Genomic DNA, 21,567 nt, shown 5'->3' with positions numbered 1-21,567 from the left:
TATACACTAACTGAAATAACTACCAGCATTTAATATTGTAAATTTATTTATTTATCTGCCATAATATGATAAAATTGAGGTTGGAATGTGAAAATAATGTATAGTTTTAATTTATAAGATAAATTGTGAAATGTTTTTTATAAGATATTTAGAGGTATTCTAGAGATTATTCTTATAGGTTTTAAAAATTAAAGTATATAGAAAGAAGTGATGAATTTGACAAAGGGTATAATACTAGCAGGTGGAAGCGGGACAAGACTCTATCCTTTAACTATGGTGACTTCAAAACAGCTTTTACCTGTATATGACAAGCCGATGATTTATTATCCATTATCAACATTAATGTTAGCTGGAATTAAGGATATATTAATAATTTCAACACCTAAGGATTTACCTAATTTTGAAAAGTTATTAGGTGACGGTTCAAGATATGGAATAAATTTATCATATAAGGAGCAGCCAGCTCCAGATGGATTAGCTCAAGCTTTTTTATTAGGTGAAGAATTTATAGGAAAAGATAATTGTGCGATGATACTTGGAGATAACATATTCCATGGAAATGGATTAACTAAACATTTAAAAAAGGCAGTAGAAAATGAAGGTCGAGGAACTGTTTTTGGTTATTATGTAGATGATCCAGAACGTTTTGGAGTAGTTGAATTTGATGAGAATGGAAAGGCTGTTTCTTTAGAAGAAAAGCCACTAGTTCCAAAATCCAATTATGCAGTTACAGGACTTTATTTTTATGATAATAAAGTATGTGAATATGCAAAATCATTAAAACCATCACCAAGAGGAGAACTAGAAATTACAGATTTAAATAAAATTTATCTTGAAAATGATAGGCTAGATGTAATAACCCTTGGACGTGGATACGGATGGCTTGATACAGGAACTGTAGATAGTTTAACTGAGGCTTCAGAGTATGTAAAAGTAATTGAAACTAGACAAGGTCTTAAAATAGCGTGCTTGGAAGAAATTTCTTACAAAAATGGTTGGATTGACAAAGATACTTTATTGGAAAGTGCAGAACAATATGGAAAAAGTCCATATGGACAACATTTAAAAAATGTTGCTATGGGTAAAATTGTATATTAACTGATTGTGATTCAGTTTGAGTAAAAGAGGAGAATAAATATGAAATTAATAGAAACAAAATTAGAAGGGGTATATATAATAGAGCCCCAAGTTTTTGGGGATGAAAGAGGATGGTTCATGGAAACTTATTCTAGAATTAAATCTCCAGAAATAGCTTGTGATTTTGTACAGGATAATCAATCATATTCGAAGGAAAAAGGAATACTTAGAGGAATTCATTTTCAAAATGGAGAACATGCTCAAGCAAAATTAGTGCGTTGTGTTAGAGGTGCAGTGCTTGATGTGGCAGTAGATTTGAGAAAAGGATCACCTACATATAAAGAATGGGTTGCAGTAGAACTTTCTGCAGAAAATAAAAAGCAATTATTCATTCCGAGGGGATTTGGACATGGTTTTTTAACTTTAACAAATGATGTGGAGTTTGTATATAAAACTGATAATTACTATAATTACGAAAGTGATAGAAGCATAAGCTATTGCGATCCGGAAATAGGCGTTGAATGGGGAATAGAAAATCCAATTCTTTCGGAAAAAGATAAAAAAGCACCATTACTTAAAGATTGTGATTGTACTTTTATATATACTGAATAATTTAGTGTTTGTTTTTGATTATGTAGGAGAATATAAATAATTTATTAATATGATATGAATATTAAGGAGAGTATACTATGAAGATAGTTGTAACAGGTGGTGCAGGGTTTATAGGCGGAAACTTTGTACACTATATGCTTAAGAAATATAATGATTATAAAATAATATGTGTAGATGCTTTAACTTATGCTGGAAATATGGAAACCTTAGCGTCGGTACAAAATAATCCTAATTTTAGTTTTTATAAAATTGATATTGCTGATAGAGATGCAGTATATGATATGTTTGAAAAAGAACATCCAGATATGGTAGTTAATTTTGCAGCAGAAAGCCACGTAGATCGTTCAATTGAAAATCCAGAAATATTTTTAAAGACAAACATTATAGGTACAGCTGTACTTATGGATGCATGTAGAAAATATGGGATAAAGAGATATCATCAAGTATCTACTGATGAGGTATATGGAGACTTGCCAATTGATAGACCAGATCTTTTCTTTACAGAAGAGACTCCTATTCATACGTCTAGTCCATATTCATCGAGTAAAGCATCAGCGGATCTTTTAGTTGGAGCATACCATAGAACATATGGATTATCAGTAACAATTTCAAGGTGCTCTAATAACTATGGACCATATCATTTTCCGGAAAAATTAATTCCATTAATGATATCAAATGCATTAAATGATAAAGATCTACCTGTCTATGGAACAGGAGAAAATGTACGTGATTGGTTATATGTTGAAGACCATTGTATAGCAATTGATTTAATTATTCATAATGGCAGAGTTGGGGAAGTTTATAATATTGGTGGGCATAATGAAAGAACAAATTTAGAAGTCGTAAAAACAATTATTCATGAACTAGGAAAATCAGAAGATTTAATTAAATATGTTGGGGATAGAAAAGGGCATGATATGAGATATGCTATAGATCCAACAAAGATTCACAATGAACTTGGGTGGCTTCCTACAACGACTTTTGATGAAGGCATTAAAAAGACTATTAAGTGGTATTTAGATAATAAGGTTTGGTGGGAAAATATAATTAGTGGAGAATATCAAAGTTATTATGAAACAATGTATGGAAACAGATAAGCCGCTAGTATCTATTTTATTAGCTGTCTATAAGCCAAATGAGACTTGGCTTATAGAGCAGCTGATTTCATTAAACAACCAAATTTATGAAAATCTAGAACTATTGATTTATGATGATTGTCCAGAGTGCCCAACTAGTGAAGAATATTTTCAAAAATATATTACTAATTTTTCATATAAGCTAATAAGAGGAAAAGAAAACGGAGGCTCTAATAAAGCTTTTGAAGAACTCACCCAAGTAGCTGAAGGGAATCTATTTGCATATTGTGATCAAGATGATATTTGGGAAGAGGAGAAAATAACATTAATGGCAGAAAAGTTTCTAGATAAAGATGTTACTCTTGTGTGTAGTGATCTTTCTATAATTAATGAAGATAGTGAGAAAATAGCTGACAGTATAACTCAAATAAGAAAAAGGCATAATTTTAAATCAGGCTATAACTTAGCAAAGGGATTACTTATGAGCAATTTCGTTACAGGTTGTGCTATGATGGTTAGAAAGGATATAGCAAAAAAAGCTATACCTTTTGAAAACACATTAGTTCACGATCAATGGATTTCTATTATAGCGGCTATTCATGGAAGTATAAGCTTTATAAATAGACCTTTAGTAAGGTATAGGCAACATAGTTTTAATCAAACTGGGATTCTAACTGGAATATATGATAAACAAACATATTTTAAGGTAAGAATACATGACATTCTTGAACGTTACATCACTTTAAAACAAAGATTAAGCTTCAATTATGAAATAAGTCAACATATTAATGAATGCCTCATATGGATAGAGGCAAGAGAAAATTACTTTTTTAGGCCTTCGATTACAGATTTAAAACTAATGATTAAATATAAAAAATTTCATAAGATTTCTATTTTAATAGAAATTTTTTTACCTTTTTTGTCTAATACTATATTTAAATATATTATTAATCTAACTAAAAAAGGTATATTATAAAGGAGTAGAATAATATGGTTTTAGTTACTGGAGTTAATGGACAGTTAGGCTATGATATTGTGAAGGAATTGGATAAAAGAGGAATAGATAGTAAAGGGATAGATATTCAAGACCTTGATTTAACAAACAAAACAGATGTGATAAATTTTATAACAGATTTAAAACCCACTTGTGTAATACATTGTGCGGGATATACTCAAGTTGATAAAGCTGAAATAGAAGATGGTGAAACAAAAAAGTGTTTTGATATTAATTATAGAGGAACAGAATATATAGCAATAGCTTGTAAAGATCTAGATATAAAGATGGTTTACATATCAACTGATTATGTTTTTGATGGAACAAAAACAGGGGAGTATGAGATTTCTGATAATGTAAACCCGTTATCAAAGTATGGAATGTCAAAGATGCAGGGAGAAAGAGCAATTTTAGAGCATTTAAATAAATATTTTATAATACGTACATCTTGGCTATTTGGATTAAATGGTAATAACTTTATTAATACAATGATTAATTTAGGAAAAGAAAAAGAAGTTATAGATGTTGTGTTTGACCAATTGGGTAGCCCTACATATACTGTTGATTTAGCATGCCTAATTTGTGATGTAGTTGAAACGAATAAGTATGGTATTTATCATGCAACAAATGAGGGATTTTGCTCGTGGGCAGATTTAGCAAAGAAAGTGTTAGAGATAAAAAATATAAGTTGCAAAATTAATCCTATATCATCTAAGGAATACAAAAGTGTGACTATAAGACCACTTAATTCTAGGCTATCAAAAAGAAGTCTTGAAAGTGGTGGATTTAGTCTATTACCTAATTGGGAAGACGCTGTAAAAAGGTATTTATTATCTAAAGATCAAAGAAAGGAAGTATAACGTGAATTTAGTAAAAAAAATCATATCACTTAGTAAATTTAAGTTTTTATTATCTCAGCTTGTAAAAAGAGATTTTAAGATAAAATATCGTGGAAGTATGTTAGGAGTTTTATGGAGCGTGTTAAACCCATTACTTAATATGATAGTATTAAGTATTGTATTTAGCCAAGTATTTAGATCAGTAGATAATTATAAGATGTATTTATTATCAGGATTAACAGTTTTTAATTTTTATTCTGAAGCATCAAATACTGCTATTAATTCCATAGTTGGGAACTTTGGATTAATTACGAAAGTTTATTTCCCTAAATTTATTCTACCATTTTCTAAAGTTATATCTGCCGGTATTAATTTAGGAATATCGGTAGTAGTATTCTTTATATTAGGGTCATTTATGGGGATTAAAATATGGTGGGGAATAATTCTGGTACCATTTATGCTAATATTCTTAATACTATTTTCTTCAGGGATGTCATTCATATTATCAGCATTGCAAGTATTTTTCAGAGATACTCAACATTTATATGGAGTATTCTTAACTATATGGATGTATGCTACACCAATATTATATCCTATTGATATTATTCCAACGGCAGTTCAGCCGATTTTTAAGGCAAACCCCTTATATATATTTATAGATTTTTTAAGGCAAATTACATTAAATGGTATTGTGCCTAGCATAAGTAGTTTTATTTATTGTGCATTATGGGGTATAGGAACATTTATAGTAGGTGCATTTGTATTTGTAAAGTCGCAAGATAAGTTTATTTATTATAGTTAAGGGAGGAAATTATGATTAAAGCTAGCAATATAACAATGAAATTTGACCTTAATCGTGGTAAAGTAAAAAGTTTAAAGGAAAGATTATTCGCAAAGATTGATGATGATGTTTTAGATAAAAAACCTTTTTTAGCGCTAAATAATGTATCTTTAGAAGTAAAAAAGGGTGAGATATTAGGTATTATTGGAGGAAATGGTGCGGGAAAATCAACTTTACTAAAAATTTTAGCGGGAATAATGAAACCTAGTAGTGGAAGTGTTGTAGTTAATGGTACAATTGCACCAATGATAGAACTTGGCACAGGATTTGATTTTGAATTATCAGCACTGGAGAATATCTATTTAAGTGGTGCTGTTTTAGGATACAGTAAAAACTTTATAACTTCAAAAGTAGTTGAGATATTTGATTTTGCAGAACTTTGGGATTTTAAAGACGTGCCAGTAAAATATTTTTCATCAGGTATGGTAGCTAGGCTTGCATTTTCAGTATCTACAATAGTTGTGCCAGATATTTTAATTGTAGATGAAATTTTATCAGTTGGAGATATGTCTTTTCAAAAGAAAAGTTATAAGCGCATGGTAGAACTTATGAATGGTGGTAGCACAGTTATTTATGTATCCCATGATGTTGAAAGTTTAGGTAAGATGTGTGATAGGGTAGTTTGGCTTGATAAGGGAAAAATTAAAATGATTGGAGAAGCAAGCAAGGTTTGTGAAGCTTTTATAGAAGTAGTATAGGAGGTTTGAGTTTATGAAAAAAATATTAGTTACAGGTGCGGGTGGATATATAGGCAAGCATATAGTAACATCACTTTTAGATATGGGTGCACATGTAATTGCAACAGATTTATATGTAAATAATATTGATAGTAGAGCAACTATTGTTGAAGCAGATATTTTTTCTGGAGCTACTGATATATATAAAGAATTAGATTGTCCAGATGTTCTTCTTCATATGGCATGGAAAGACGGTTTTATTCATAATTCTAATGCTCATATGGAATATCTATCCAAACACTTCGAGTTTATTAAAAATATGATAGATGGTGGGCTTAAGCATCTAGCAGTGATGGGAACTATGCATGAGATAGGATACCATGAAGGGGCAATAGATGAAAATACACCAACTAATCCAATTAGTATGTATGGAATAGCTAAAGATGCACTTAGAAAAAGTACTCAACTATTAATTAAGGATAAAAATGTAGTATTTCAATGGTTAAGGGCTTATTATATTTATGGTGATGATAAAAGAAATAATTCCATTTTTGCTAAAATAATACTTGCAGAAGAAGAAGATAAAGAATTTTTCCCATTTACAACTGGAAAAAATAAATATGATTTTATTAGAGTAGAAGATTTAGCAAAACAAATTTCAGCTTGTGTGATGCAAGATGAAATAGGTGGAATAATTAATTGTTGTAGTGGAGTTCCAATGAGTTTGGCAGAAAAAGTTGAAAGTTTTATCAAAGAAAATAACTTTAGAATTAAGTTAAAATATGGTGCTTTTCCTGATAGAGAATATGACTCACCAGCTGTATGGGGAGATAATTCTAAGATAAAAACTATTCTTGAGAAGTAAGGAGGAATTAACTTGGAGTTAGCAAATGGCAAGAAAAATAAATTTTTTACTTTAGAAACTGAAGGTGAAAATAGATATTATATAGAAGATTTTAATGCGGAAGAAACGAAAGGATTAAATAACGTATATTTATTGGCTAAAGAGGTCCCTGAAAATAGTGTTGTTTTAGATGTTGGATGTGCACAAGGTAATTTTGGAAAAACATTAAAACAGAAAAATTGTACTATTTATGGAATAGATTTAGATGAAAAAGCTATCCAATATGCAGAGAAAAGTGGAAAATATAATAAGGTTTTCCTTTTAGATGTAACTAATAAGACATCATCTACATATAAGGAATTTGAAAATACAGTTAAGGAAGTTGACGTTATTATTATATCAGATGTATTTGAACACATAGTTAACCCTACTAAAATACTATTAGAGTTCGCGGGTTTATTAAAGGAAAATGGAATATTTTTAATAAGTGTTCCGAATGTATCTCATATAGATATACTATTAAATCTTATGAATGACAAGTTTAATTATCAGGATATGGGAATATTAGATAATACACATCTTAAATTTTTTACTAAAACTTCATTTATTGATTGGATTGAACAAATTAATGAAACATTTGATGATATTAAATTTGATTGTGAGTATTTAGGGGCTACTTTTTATAATAATGATTTTTTAAATGTAATAAAAAATAATTACTATGAATTGTTTAAAATATTAGAAAATTCAACTAACTATAATGGTTTACAAATACTGTTTAAGCTTACTAAGTTGCCAAAAAGCTCGATACCGCAACAATTGAAAAGGTTACAAGATGAACCTAAAACAGATGTTGTTGAAATATTAGGAAATGCTCTAAAAGGTAAAGCAAATAATGTTCAAAATCATAATATTGTCGAAGGAGAACGTCTCTGGTATGAACAGCAACTAAAATGGCATAAGGAAAATCTTAAAAATGCCGAAGAATTAATAGGACAAAAGGATAAGTATATAAAGGAACTGGAAGATAGTGTTAATTGGCATGTTGAAAAAATACATGAACTTAACACGGCAGTAGAATGGTACCGTGAAAACGAAAAAAATGTTCAAACTAGTATAGGAGAAAAGGATAATTATATAAAAGAACTGGAAGATAGCGTTAATTGGCATGTTGAAAAAGTTGGGGAGCTTAATAGAGCTGTAGAATGGTATCGTGAGAATGAAATAAATATGAAAGAGTTAATTGAAGAAAAAGAAAATAAATTTAAACAAGAGATATTTGAATTAAGAAAAAAAATATTTAACATGGAAAATTCACGGTCATGGAGATGGACTAAATTTTTAAGAAAGAATAAATAATAGGAGAATAGAAATGATATTATCTGAAAAAAAAGAAATTAATAGATTAGCTATATATTTTTTTTACGATAAAGATGGAATAGTAGATGATTATATTCCATATATGCTTGAAGATTTAAATAAAAATATAACAGAGCTTTTGGTAGTATGTAATGGTAAACTGTTACCTGAAGGCGAGGAAAAAATAAAAAAATATACTTCTAATATATTGGTAAGAGAAAACATTGGATTTGATGTTTGGGCTTATAAAGAAGGGCTTGAAAGATATGGTTGGGAAAAGTTGTCTGAATTTGATGAAGTGATTTTAATGAATTATACTATGTATGGTCCACTTTATCCATTTAAAGATATGTTTCATGAGATGAACAAAAAGGAATTGGATTTTTGGGGGATAACTAAACATCATAGTGTAAGTTGGGATTCATTTGGTACTTGCAAATATGGATATATACCTGAACATATTCAATCTAGTTTTCTTGTTATAAGACAAAGTATGATTAAAAGCACTGAGTATCAAGTTTTCTGGGAAAATATGCCCCAGATAAACTCTTATGCTGATTCAGTAGGATATTATGAAGCTATTTTTACTAAAGATTTTAATGATCTAGGATTTAAATCAGAAGTATATATTAATACAGATGACCTACAAGGATATACAAGATATCCTTTGATGATGATGTCATATGAACTTATAAAAAATAGAAGATGTCCAGTAATGAAAAGAAAATCTTTTACACAAAATTATATGGATATTATAACGGACACTGTTGGAAATACAACGGTCGATACTTTTGAATATATAGAGAATAGTTTAGATTATGATGTTAATTTAATTTGGGATAATCTCTTAAGAACTGAGAATATGGGAAATATTAAAAGATTAATGCATTTGAACTATATTTTGCCTAAGAAACATTTGATTGCAAAAGAATCAACTGAAGAAAAAAAGATAGCTTTAATGATGCATATATATTATTCAGATTTGATTGATTATTGCTTAAATTATGCTAAGTCTATGCCTCAAACTTCTGATTTAATAATAACAACACCAGTAGATGAAACATATGAATTGCTAAAAAAGAAGATTACAGATCTTCCATTTAACGATGTTAAACTTATTAAAATTGAAAATAGAGGTAGAGATGTTTCATCACTATTAGTTGGATGTGCACCATATGTAAATGATTATGATTATATATGCTTTGTTCATGATAAAAAAACTACTCAAATGGAACCATACTGCAATGGCGAATCTTTTTCATATAAATGTTTTGAAAATAATTTAGCGAGTAAAGAATATGTGGAGAATATTATAGAAACGTTTGAGCGAAATCCTAGACTAGGGTTATTGACACCACCACCACCAAATCATGGTAATTTTTATCAAATAGTAGGTATGGAATGGGCTAATAATTATTTCAATACATTATCATTGGCTGAAAAGTTAGGATTAAAATGTAATGTTTATTGGGAGCAAGAGCCAATTGCGCCGCTAGGAACAATGTTTTGGTTTAGACCAAAGGCAATGAAAACACTATTTGATTATGGATGGAAATACGAAGATTTTCCTAAGGAGCCAAATGGTTTTGACGGGACTATATTACATGCGATAGAAAGAATATACGCTTTTATACCTCAACATGAAGGATACTATCCAGCTTGGGTTATGTCAGATGATTTTGCTAGAATTGAAATAACAAATCTAAATTATATGTTAAGAGAAATTAATGGAGAATTATTTCATAAATATCAAACTACTAGTTTACTTGATATGAGAGAGAAAATAAAAAATAATTTTCATTTTATATGGTCACGAGAAGTAGGCCTAAAAGGATTAATAAAGAAATATACACCAAAGCCTTTGTGGAATCTTATGAAAAAAGTATATTATTTATTTAAGAGAAAGTAGGAATGATTAAATGGTTTTTTCATCAACGATATTTCTATTTGTATTTTTACCAATAGTTTTACTTGGCTATTTCTTGTTGAAAGAAGAATATAGAAATGTTTTTTTAATTATTGCATCATTAGGATTTTATGCGGTAGATAAGCCGAAGTTTATTATTGTACTTATGGCGTCAATAATAATAAATTATTTAATGGGATTATGCATATATTATGCAAAAACAAATTTTGATAAGTTAGGAAACAAATTTATATTAATAATAACAGTGCTATTGAATTTAAGCTTGTTATTCTATTTTAAATATATGGATTTCTTTATTTCATCAGCCAATGGAATATTTGGGACTAGCATTTCATTAATGAATATAGCCTTACCACTGGGTATTTCATTTTTTACATTTCAAGGAATGTCATATACACTGGATTTATATATGGGAAAAGTTGAAGTTCAAAAGAGTCCTGTTAACTTTACATTATATATGACATTATTTCCTAAAATTATTCAAGGTCCTATTGCAAGATATAAAGATGTATATCAACAAATAGAAAATAGAGAATGTTCTGTAGAAAAGTTTTCTTATGGGGTAAGGAGATTTATTATTGGATTGGCAAAGAAAGTAATTATAGCTGATCAGTTAGGAATAATTGTAGATCAGATTTTTGCAAAAGCTCCTATTGAAAATAGTATAGCAATAGCTTGGGTAGGGGCAATTTGTTATACGATACAAATTTATTTTGATTTTAGTGGATATAGTGATATGGCAATAGGATTAGGTAAGATGTTCGGATTTGATTTCATGGAAAACTTTAATTATCCATATATATCTACAAGCATAACAGAATTTTGGCGTAGATGGCATATCTCTTTATCTACGTGGTTTAGAGATTATGTATATATACCATTAGGTGGAAATCGCAGAGGTAATGTATATTTTAATTCACTAGTAGTATTTTTTGTTACAGGTATGTGGCATGGCGCAGCATGGAACTTTATTATTTGGGGATTGTGGCATGGATTATTCTTAATCATAGAGAAATTTTTAAATCGAAACAATATTAACATAAAATTACCAAAAATTATAAAGTGGATATATGCGATGTTAATAGTAATGTTAGGCTGGGTATTATTTAGAGCTCCAGATATTAATTATGCATTAAATTATATTGGTGTTATGTTCGGTGTGGTAAGCACTAAAAATCTAGGATTTACAATATTTTGGTATTTAACACTTAAAATTATTACCATAATATCGATAGCTCTAGTTGCAAGTATTCCATTAAAGGAAACACTTGGTGGGATATTTAAAGTGATAGATGGTACATATTTAAAAGAAATAGTTATAAATAGTTATTTAATTATAATATTTTTAATTTCAATAATGGGTGTTATGACTTCAACTTATAATGCTTTTATATACTTTAAATTTTAGAAAGTGTGGTGTAGATTATGAAAAAAATTATGAAAATAAATGTTATATTTGTATTATGCTTTATAATAATGATTACGGCACCACTATTATGTATAAATAGAACAAAAAATAAACTGTCTGTTACGGAGAATAGGTATTTAGCAAGTTTTCCTAAAATATTAGATGAAGTAGGGAGAATTAGCAAGGATTTTCCAGCAAGTTTTAATGCGTGGATAAAGGATAATATTGGATTTAGAGAATTTTTTGTTAAAATGAATACCAGCATTAATTATGATATATTTAAAACTTCGCCCAATCCTTTGGTTAAAATAGGAAAAGATGATTGGTATTTCTATAATAATGATTACAATCTTGAGATAGCATATGGAAAATATCCACTGACTGAAGAAATGTTAGTTGCTATAAAAAATGAACAGGAATCTATACAAAAAGCCTTGGCTAAAAGAGGAATAGAATATGTATTGGTATTAACACCAAGTAAAGTAAGTATTTATCCTGAAGAAATTGCTGAAGCAAATTTTGAAATTAGAGAGACTCCAATGGATATTGTAGCAAGATATTTGAAAGAAAATACTACAATAAAAGTTATCAACACTAAAGGTGAAGTGTTGAAAGCTAAAGAAAATGGTCAACAAGTATTTTTTAAAACAGATACTCATTGGAATGATGAGGGAGCTTATATAGGATATAAGTATACTGTTAATGAACTAAATAGGTTTGGTATAATTAATTCTTTACCAGCTAGTATTGAACAGGTACAAGCAACATATAGAGGAGAGTTCTCTGCTATTATGGGAGATGCTACATTACTTCCAGAGGAAAATTATAATGCAACAAAAATAGTATCACCTAGTGCAAGTGAAATACAAAATAAGCAGTTATTAGATTTAATATATAGGGAACAGAAGAATGATAATTATCTTTCAAATGGTAACTATACATATATTAATCCATCACTAAAAGGACCGAAAATATTAATGTATGGAGATTCTTTTTTTGGGCGTTGGAAAATTCCTGAATTATTTGCTGAAAACAGTTCTGAGTTTACATATGTTTGGTCAGATAGAATTAAAAATTCAATAGTTGATGAAGTAAGACCAAATGTAGTAGTTTTCGAAAGAACAGAAAGATATATTACAACACTATTGAAACAAGCAGATCCTTTGTTGATATATGGCAAATTGAAGGATCCAAGTGCAGAGATAATTTCTCACAATACGCCGGTAGAAGTTAAGCATGGTGAAAAATATAATATTGATATTACAGTGAAAAATACAACTAACGAAGTATTGAGTAAAAAAAGAAATATAGGACTTTGTATTTGGCAAGATGGACAGGATCGTGGTTATAGAGTGAATTTTCCAGATGACTTTGAACTTAAGCCTAATGAAGAATATACATTTACATTGCATGATTTTCAAGCTCCATCAGGTAATGCTACATATCTTGAATATCAAATGGTAGAAGAAGGAATAACTTATTTTGGAGAAAAGGAACGCGTTGATATTAATGTTCAATAGTAAGGATATTTTGGACATTCTATGAATATTGTGTGATAGCATTAGTTATGATTGAATTTAAATAATAGTGAATAAAATATTTTAATTTAATTATAAAGCAGATGAGCTAGTTCTTGTCTGTTTTATTATTGTAAAGTACTTGTTAGCTATTTAATAATTAACTTCAATGTAATCACAAAACCGAAAAGTGTTTCTGTGATAAGGAGATATTGTTAAGTTAAAAATAAATTAGTGTTAAATGATTTTTGGTAGTAAAGTATTCCATAATTCTATTGTGCAATTAATTAGGAGGTATATATGATTTTTAATTCGATTAATTTTATAATTTTTTTCTTAATTATTTCATTCTTATATTATTTAGTCCCAAAAAAAATTCAATGGATATTTCTTTTGGTAGTAAGTTTAATTTTTTACATGTATGCAGGACCTAAATTTATTATATTCATAGTTATTACCACGATAACTACGTACTATTGTGCTATTTTTATAGAAAAAAAAAGTGAAAATCAGCAGATTTTGAATAGTAATGTTGATGAAACAGATAAAAATATCAATATTGTTAGAAGACATAAAAGTTTTATTTTAATTATCGCTCTGATTATAAATATAGGTATACTATTTTTCTTGAAGTACTATAATTATTTCATTAATTTGGGAAATTCAATATTTGAAATATGGGATATTTCAACAAGATTTCCAACTCTTACACTTATATTACCTCTAGGAATTTCATTTTATACTCTACAAGCGATCGGATATTGTATTGATGTATATAGAAATAAATATGAGCCGGAGAAAAATATTTTTAAATATGCCTTGTTTTTACTATTCTTTCCTCAAATTTTGCAAGGGCCAATTGGAAGGTACGATTCACTTGCAGCTCAGATTTATAAAGAGAAGAATTTCAATTATGATAATGTGAAATTTGGATTTCAATTAATGGTTTTTGGTTTTTTTAAGAAACTAGTAATAGCTGATAGAGCTAATATTTTAGTAAATCAAGTTTTTGACAATTATCAATCTTATAGTGGATATCACATTTTTCTAGCAAGTCTATTTTATACTTTGCAGATTTATGCAGATTTTTCGGGATGTACAGATATAGCGAGAGGTGCAGCTCAAGTACTAGATATAAATATTATGAAGAATTTTGATAGACCATATTTTGCTAAGTCAATTCAAGACTTTTGGAGAAGATGGCACATATCATTGAGTAGTTGGTTCAGAGATTATTTATACTTTCCTCTAGGTGGAAACAGAAAGGGTATTTGTGGAAAATGTGTAAATATTCTGATTGTGTTTTTTGTTAGTGGAGTATGGCATGGTGTTGGTTTACATTATATAGCTTGGGGACTTTTACATGGAATTTATCAAATAATAGGTATTATTTTAATGCCTTTTAGAAACTTAATTGTAAAAACATTCGGGATAAATCGCCAATCGTTTGGTCATAAGCTATACAAGATAATGGTGACATTCTCACTTGTTAATTTCGCGTGGATTTTTTTTAGGGCTGATGGTTTAAGGAATGCTTTACATATGATAAAATCAATAGTTTTATCTATTATTAACAGAGATCCTGTATACAATGTGTTTTATTCAATGGGGCTTGATGCAACTAATTTTAGAATAATAGTGATATCTATATTTGTTATGATTATAGTAAGTTCTTTACAAAGAAAAATTAATATACGAGAGACTATTGCTCAACAATCCTTTTCATTCCGTTGGACTCTTTATTTTATAAGCGTTTGTTCTATTATAATACTTGGGATATACGGTGAAACGGGAACATCAAGCGCATTTATATATTATAAATTTTAGAGGTGGAAAAGATGAAAAAATTTATTGTAAAAGCAGTGACTTTTGTATTACTCACAATTATATCATTATTTTTTATTATAACAGAGATTATTCCTCCACAATTTAATGATACATACCAATACGCTATTAATGGTAAATACAAACGTCTAGTTGAAACTCAATCGCCAAAGATAATTTTTTTATCTGGTTCAAGTGGCGCTTTTGGTATAAATGAAGAAGTCATTTCAAAAAAGACAAATATGCCTGTTGTAAATTTAGCTTTACATGCAGGCATGGGAATAGAATTTGAATGTGAACTGTCTAAGGCAAATATTCAAAAAAATGATATTGTAATCCTTGGTTGTGAATATGAACACTGGATTAAAGATCCAAGCACTCAAGCGGATTTGATAGTAACAGGTATTGATAATAATATTAAATTGTATAAATATATTCCACGTGATAATATGGTTGATGTTGTTAAATACTTTCCTAAGTTTGCTCTAACCAAGATAGAATACTTTTTATTTAATAAAAAATTAGAAAGTGGTGGAGTTTATCAAAGTTCATCGTTTAAAGATGGAAACATGATCTATGATCGCCCGCAAAGTAATTTTCCTAATCCTAGTACAGTTGGGAAATTGGTTCTGAAGAACAGTGATATTAGCCTAAAAACGGTTGGATATATAAATGAATTTAATACATATGTTAATAATAAAGGGGCTAAACTATTAATCACTTTTCCACCAATAGAGAATGAGGTTTTAGAACCGAATACAAGTTATACACAGGAATTTGAAAAAGGCATTATTGAGAATATAGAGGCACCTGTCATATCAAAAATAGATGATTACATTTTTTCGCGTGAATATATATATGATACCTATTATCATTGTACAAATCAAGGTGAAATTCGAAGATCAGAATTGCTAGCTAATGATATAGTCCAATATTTAAATAACAAGTAAGTTATTGTTCATTATGGGAGAGTTCGTATTAATTTACGAACTTTTTATCGTTCTATTAATTCAAAATTTTTAGTTACATGCTTAAATTAAATATGGAAAAATAAAAATATGTTAATATCAATTATTCTCTAACACGCAATTAATATATTCCAAAAGAATTGTTAAGAAAAATAATTTAATTATGAACTGACTTAGTAGTACTTGAATTTTTATAAATTATAATTAAAAGTTACATTCTAGTATGTAGCAATTAAACCAGATATTTTATAGGAAAATAAGAGTTAGTATAAAAAATATTAGCACACAGATTTGACTTTTAGAAAAATGTCTTTAATGGTACCATAAATAATAAAATAAATGAGGAAATTAAATAAATATGAATTTTCAATATGTATAAAATAACAATATTATAGGTAAATGCATAAATGCTAAAAATAAATTAAAGTTTTGGAATTTTATACAGTAATATAAAAATATATTGATAAAGTTATAGATAAATACTAGAATAGAATTAAAATGAAATTCTAATAAGTATTTCATTTAATGAAAACGTATTATAAAAATATATAATACTAATAATTTTTTTATAGGAGGTGTTCAAGAATAATTGGAATCGATACCAATATAAAGTGAGGGGATTTATATTATAGAGATTTTATTTTCACTTAACTTGGAAACGGTACCAAAAATAAATATACACTTATGGGGGGAAAAGAATGAAGAAAAAACATATGAGTTTGAAAAGTTTAATTGCATCAGTCTTAGCATTTAGTATGCTTATTTCTTTCGCACCAAGTACTATTATAGCTAAAGCAGCGACTTCGAGCTCTACAACAATTACTAAATTAACCAGCGAAGATGAGCAGGGGACGATACTTCATGCTTGGGATTGGTCCTTTAATAATGTTAAAGATAATGTTACAAAGATCAAGGAGGCAGGTTATTCAGCAGTGCAAGTATCACCTGTTGAGCCAAGTAAAGATGACTCGGCTAGAACTAATTCTAAATGGTATTTATTGTACCAGCCAATTGCTTTTAAGGTTGGGAACGTTCAGCTTGGAACTAAGGAAGAGTTTAAGGCAATGTGTGATGCAGCACATGATGAAGGATTAAAAATTATTGTTGATGTAGTTACAAATCATACCGGTAATAATGAAGGTGATGGCAGCACTACAATAGCTCCGCAGGTAACCTTTCAAGGTGCTGAATATGAAAATTATTGGCATTTGCCACTTCATGGTGTTAAAGATTGGAATGACAGATATGAAGTAACTCATGGAGGTCTAGGTCTCCCGGATTTAAACACATCAAATGCTGATGTGCAGGGCATGATAAGAACATTCTTGGAAGAATGCTTAACAGATGGAGCTGATGGCTTCAGATTTGACACGGCTAAGCATATAGAACTTCCAAGTCCTCTTGACGATGATAAGACAAGTAGTAATTACTGGCCTAATGTTTTAGGAGGATTAAAAACTTATAACGATAAAACTCCTTTTGTTTATGGAGAAGTACTTCAAGGTGGAGCAGATAATTTTGCAAATTATACAAAGCTTATAGATGTTACAGCAAGTAATTTTGGTGGAGCTATACGAAGCATCGTAGGGGTTGGCAGTAATGTAAGTCCAAACTTGAGTGATTCAAATTTTAGTAATTACAAAAGCTATAATATTCCAAGCGGTGTTGATCCATCGGACTTAGTAACTTGGGTAGAATCTCATGATACTTATGCAAATGATTCAGAAGAGTCGACAGCTCTGACTGCTGAGCAAATTAGAAATGGATGGGCACTTACTGCTTCTCGTTCAGCTTCAACACCACTATTCTTTAACAGAACAGCAGGTAGAACAAAGCTTCAAGGTAATATTGGAGATGAAGGTGATAGCAATTGGAAGAATCCAGATGTAGTTGCTATAAATAAATTTCATAATGCTATGATCGGAGAAAATGAAAACGTAGTTAAATTATCTAGTAAGATTATGATGATAGAACGTGGAGATAAAGGTGTTGTATTTGTAAACTTTGGAGATGAGATTGCGGATTTTAGCACAGCTACTAAATTGGTAGCTAAAACTTATGAAAACTGTGCAACCCCTGGAGGAACATTTACTTCTGATGGATCACAATTAACAGGAACTCTTCCAAAAGGAATTACTGTACTTTATGATGGTGGATTTAAGGAAACACCAATTAATTTACCAGAGGTGTCTATTGATAAGGAAAATTGCACATTTTCCAATACGTTAGAATTATCTCTGCATGCTAAAAATTCTGATAATGCTGTATATTCAATAAATGGAGGTACAGAAACAGCTTATACTGATGGACAGAAAATAACTATTGGAGATAATGAGGCTGCAGGAGCAAAAATAAAAGTTGTTGTAAAGGCAAGTAATTTAGATGGTGAAGCTAACGAAGAATATGATTATATTAAAAAAGATCCAAATTCTGTTGCTACAGTTTTCTTTAAAAAACCAGCAGACTGGACTGTACCTTATGTTTATATTAATAATGATTATAATGAAAATAATGCTTCTTTCCCAGGAGTGAAAATGACCAAAGTTGGAAACGGTTTTTATAAATATGAACTTAAAGGATGGGCTGACGCTAAAGTACAATTTAATGATAATTATGATGGTCATAAGTCAAGTACCTTAGACTTGGCAACAAACGGAAACATGGTATACGATGAGGGGCAATGGAAAGCCTATGACAGTTCTTATGATTCGCTAATTGATCCAAACGTAACACCAGATGAAGAAGTCCAAGGAACTTCCAAGGTTTACTTTAAAAATACTCAAGGGTGGTCAGATGTAAATGTATACTTCTATACAAATTCTGGCGGATTTAAGGAAGTCAATGGTGGATGGCCAGGGGTAGCAATGACTAATGAGGGTAACGGATTGTTTAGTTATACCTTACCTAAAGCCTTTGAAGGTGCCCAAATTTTATTTAATACTAGTAGCGGTAAGCAAATTCCAGCATCAGGAGGATTTTTAGCACCAGCTAATAGTACAATGATATGTGAACCAATTGGAGATGGGCAAGATGGAACTTGGAAGGAATATGTTGAAGCAGGAACTTCTAAAATATATTTCAGGAAACCAAGTGATTGGGTAGAACCAAATGTATATGCGTATAAAATAGATGGAAACAGTGATAGTAAAGTCACTACAGATCTAAGTACATGGCCTGGAACTAAAATGACAAAGGTAGATGGTACTGAGACCTTATATACTTACACTTTCTCAAGTAATTGCCAAAACATTAATGTAATATTTAATGATGGAAACAATAAATTTCCAAGCAGTGGCGGATATGAATTATTTGCAGGAGAATCAAAGATTTATGATGATGGAAGTTTAAGAGATTTCACTACAGATGATCTAGAAGAACCTGAAGCACCAGCAGTAGCAGGCCAAGGTGTAACTAAAGTTCTTTTTGAGAATACAGAAAACTGGAGCAATGTAAAAATCTATTATTGGCAAGATGGAAGTCCAAGTATTGAGTGGCCAGGCGTAAGTATGGTCAGCGAAGGGATTAACGTATATAGTTATAATCTTCCTAAGGGATATGAAAAAGCAAAGGTAATTTTCAATAATGGCAATGGTAAGCAAACAGTAGATTTATCTGCAAAAGTTGGAAGCACTATGGAATTTGTTTCAAGTGGAGAAAGCGATGGTAAGCTTACAGGCGAATTAGTAAGTAAATCAAAGGTATATTTCAAAAATACAAAAGGCTGGAAGAGTGTTAAAATTCATTACTGGCAAGATGGCGGATCAGGTACTGATTGGCCTGGAGTGAGCATGGTAGATGAAGGAGATAACTTATATAGCTATACAATGCCAGATGGTTTTGAAAATGCTAATGTTATATTTAATAGCGGTAAAGGGGAACAGGCAGAAACTTTTAAAGCTGAAGGTGGGAAAACTTTAATATTATCTGGAGATACTTGGAGAGAATTTACTGAAGATGATATACCAGGGGCTGATAGTGGAACCAATCCAGGGGGACCAACAAATCCAACTGATAATATAGAAGCTGGCTCAACTGTTTATGTTAAAGTTCCTGACACATGGACTGGCATTCCTAATATCCATTATTGGAATACAACTGGAGGTACAACAACATGGCCAGGAAAGCAAATGAAAGAAGAAGGTAATGAAATATATAGTATTATAATTCCAAAATCTTTTGGTGATGTATCAATAATTATTAATGATGGAAATAATAAACTTGCCGATAAAAATGGGAAAACAGAGTTTGAGGTTAAACTTGGAAGCTCTATAATGTTTGAAGATGGCACTTGGAAAGATTATGTGAAGGAAACTCCAAATCCTAATGAACCAGGTAACTCAGGAGGAACAGGTGGCACAGGTGGCACAGGTAATGGATCAAGTAACCAGGAAGTGTCAAAAACTCCAACGTTAGATAAGGACATTTATACAACAACTGATAAAGTGAGTGGAACATCTGGAGCTAAAGCTGATATAGTGTTAAGTGTAGAGGAAGAAGTTAAATATACTACTTCGGCAGGAGCACAAGTTGTAACTGAAACAAAAGTTGAAGAAAAGGAAATAGGTAAGACTAAAGCTGATGAAAATGGAAAATGGGTAGTGAATATTTCTACACAAAGTAGAGAAACTGTTATAAAGATTACTGCGAAAGAGGAAGGAAAATTAGAAGCATCAATCACTGAGACAGTTAGGAAGAAATCTTCTTCAAGTTCATCTAGTTCAAGCTCTAGCAGCAATCAGGAAACAGTTACTACAAGTGGTGATACTGTAACCATTAAATCTTCAGATGGAGCAATTATAAAAACTCAAATTATGAATTCAACTAGACCTATTATAAAAGTTAATTTATCAAGCCAATCAACAGTTGGAAAGGATATATTCGAAGTTTTAGCAGGAAATCAAAATAAGAAGCTAACATTAGTTGGAAACAATGCTTCGTGGACATTTGATGGAGAAGATGTGTCAGTAAATAATGCTTTAGATTTAGATACTGCAATAAGTTCAACTTCATCTAATGTATCAATGATAAACAATTTAATTGGTGGAATCAAGGTTGTAACTTTATCATTTGCTCATAAAGGTTTGCTCCCAGGTAAAGCAACAATTCAGGCTAGTATAGATTCTAAGTATAATAATAAGACCATGAATTTATATTCTTACAACTTGATTAACAATAGATTAAGTTTGGTATCTGTGAATGTACCTGTTGTAAATGGAATAGCAATCTTTGAGATTACCAAAGGATCTGACTACATCTTAAGTGAAACACCAATACAAGGAGCTGTTAGTGGAGGATGGAATAAAACTTCTAATGGCAACTGGATATTCGTTAAAGATGAAAATAATGTTACTGGATGGATTAAAGATGGAGCTAATTGGTATCTAACTGATAATTCAGGAGTAATGAAAACAGGATGGGCAAGTAGCAATGGAAAATGGTATTATTTAAATAGTGAAGGAGCTATGCAAACTGGTTGGATAAATGATAACGAAACATGGTATTACTTAAGTCTATCAGGGGATATGCTGTCTAACACAAGTATTGATGGGTATGCTTTAGGAGATAACGGAGCATTAGTTAAATAAATAAGAATGACTGCTTAGA

At 30.0% G+C, this 21,567-nt stretch carries 15 protein-coding genes; all 15 read left to right on the top strand.

The window, feature by feature from the left end; genetic code table 11:
• Positions 1 to 210 precede the first annotated feature (210 nt).
• The 15 genes from rfbA to D2A34_RS04475 all read left to right on the top strand — a co-directional run bounded on the left by rfbA (position 211) and on the right by D2A34_RS04475 (position 21,548).
• Positions 211 to 1,098, top strand: a complete 888-nt coding sequence (gene rfbA / locus D2A34_RS04545; RefSeq protein WP_182629308.1) for a glucose-1-phosphate thymidylyltransferase RfbA — start codon at positions 211 to 213, stop codon at positions 1,096 to 1,098.
• 39 nt (positions 1,099 to 1,137) lie between these two features.
• On the top strand, positions 1,138 to 1,689 hold the full coding sequence (rfbC, locus tag D2A34_RS04540) for a dTDP-4-dehydrorhamnose 3,5-epimerase (protein WP_119365871.1): 552 nt from the start codon (positions 1,138 to 1,140) through the stop codon (positions 1,687 to 1,689).
• Positions 1,690 to 1,766: 77 nt separating this feature from the next.
• Positions 1,767 to 2,786, top strand: a complete 1,020-nt coding sequence (gene rfbB / locus D2A34_RS04535) for a dTDP-glucose 4,6-dehydratase (protein WP_119365870.1) — start codon at positions 1,767 to 1,769, stop codon at positions 2,784 to 2,786.
• Positions 2,761 to 3,741, top strand: coding sequence for a glycosyltransferase (locus D2A34_RS04530; protein ID WP_243128224.1), 981 nt, complete (start codon positions 2,761 to 2,763; stop codon positions 3,739 to 3,741). Before rfbB ends, D2A34_RS04530 begins: the two co-directional genes overlap by 26 nt.
• A gap of 14 nt (positions 3,742 to 3,755) precedes the next feature.
• Positions 3,756 to 4,619, top strand: coding sequence for a dTDP-4-dehydrorhamnose reductase (gene rfbD, locus D2A34_RS04525; protein WP_119365869.1), 864 nt, complete (start codon positions 3,756 to 3,758; stop codon positions 4,617 to 4,619).
• 1 nt (position 4,620) lies between these two features.
• Positions 4,621 to 5,400, top strand: a complete 780-nt coding sequence (locus tag D2A34_RS04520) for an ABC transporter permease (RefSeq protein ID WP_119365868.1) — start codon at positions 4,621 to 4,623, stop codon at positions 5,398 to 5,400.
• A gap of 11 nt (positions 5,401 to 5,411) precedes the next feature.
• A complete protein-coding gene (locus tag D2A34_RS04515; RefSeq protein WP_119365867.1) occupies positions 5,412 to 6,137 on the top strand; it encodes an ABC transporter ATP-binding protein in 726 nt (241 codons plus the stop codon).
• Positions 6,138 to 6,150: 13 nt separating this feature from the next.
• Positions 6,151 to 6,981: an NAD-dependent epimerase/dehydratase family protein gene (locus D2A34_RS04510; RefSeq protein WP_119365866.1), complete on the top strand. Its 831-nt coding sequence runs from the start codon at positions 6,151 to 6,153 to the stop codon at positions 6,979 to 6,981.
• Positions 6,982 to 6,993: 12 nt separating this feature from the next.
• Positions 6,994 to 8,319, top strand: coding sequence for a class I SAM-dependent methyltransferase (locus tag D2A34_RS04505; protein WP_182629307.1), 1,326 nt, complete (start codon positions 6,994 to 6,996; stop codon positions 8,317 to 8,319).
• Between the two features lie 13 nt (positions 8,320 to 8,332).
• On the top strand, positions 8,333 to 10,228 hold the full coding sequence (locus D2A34_RS04500) for a rhamnan synthesis F family protein (protein ID WP_119365864.1): 1,896 nt from the start codon (positions 8,333 to 8,335) through the stop codon (positions 10,226 to 10,228).
• A 10-nt stretch (positions 10,229 to 10,238) separates the two neighbouring features.
• Entirely contained in the window at positions 10,239 to 11,654 is a 1,416-nt protein-coding gene (locus tag D2A34_RS04495) for an MBOAT family O-acyltransferase (RefSeq protein ID WP_119365863.1), read from the top strand.
• A 17-nt stretch (positions 11,655 to 11,671) separates the two neighbouring features.
• A complete protein-coding gene (locus D2A34_RS04490) occupies positions 11,672 to 13,174 on the top strand; it encodes an alginate O-acetyltransferase AlgX-related protein (protein WP_119365862.1) in 1,503 nt (500 codons plus the stop codon).
• Between the two features lie 297 nt (positions 13,175 to 13,471).
• Positions 13,472 to 14,998, top strand: coding sequence for an MBOAT family O-acyltransferase (locus D2A34_RS04485; protein WP_119365861.1), 1,527 nt, complete (start codon positions 13,472 to 13,474; stop codon positions 14,996 to 14,998).
• A gap of 11 nt (positions 14,999 to 15,009) precedes the next feature.
• The gene (locus D2A34_RS04480; protein ID WP_119365860.1) at positions 15,010 to 15,945 is read left to right on the top strand and encodes a hypothetical protein; all 936 of its coding nucleotides are present in this window, start codon (positions 15,010 to 15,012) and stop codon (positions 15,943 to 15,945) included.
• Positions 15,946 to 16,661: 716 nt separating this feature from the next.
• Entirely contained in the window at positions 16,662 to 21,548 is a 4,887-nt protein-coding gene (locus D2A34_RS04475) for a starch-binding protein (RefSeq protein WP_119365859.1), read from the top strand.
• The last annotated feature ends 19 nt before the right edge of the window (positions 21,549 to 21,567 follow it).

This window comes from Clostridium chromiireducens, assembly GCF_003575225.1.
Classification (GTDB): Bacteria; Bacillota; Clostridia; order Clostridiales; family Clostridiaceae; genus Clostridium; species Clostridium chromiireducens.
The sequence above is the reverse complement of the archived record's forward strand: the minus strand, read 5'-3'. Positions and strand labels throughout refer to the sequence as shown.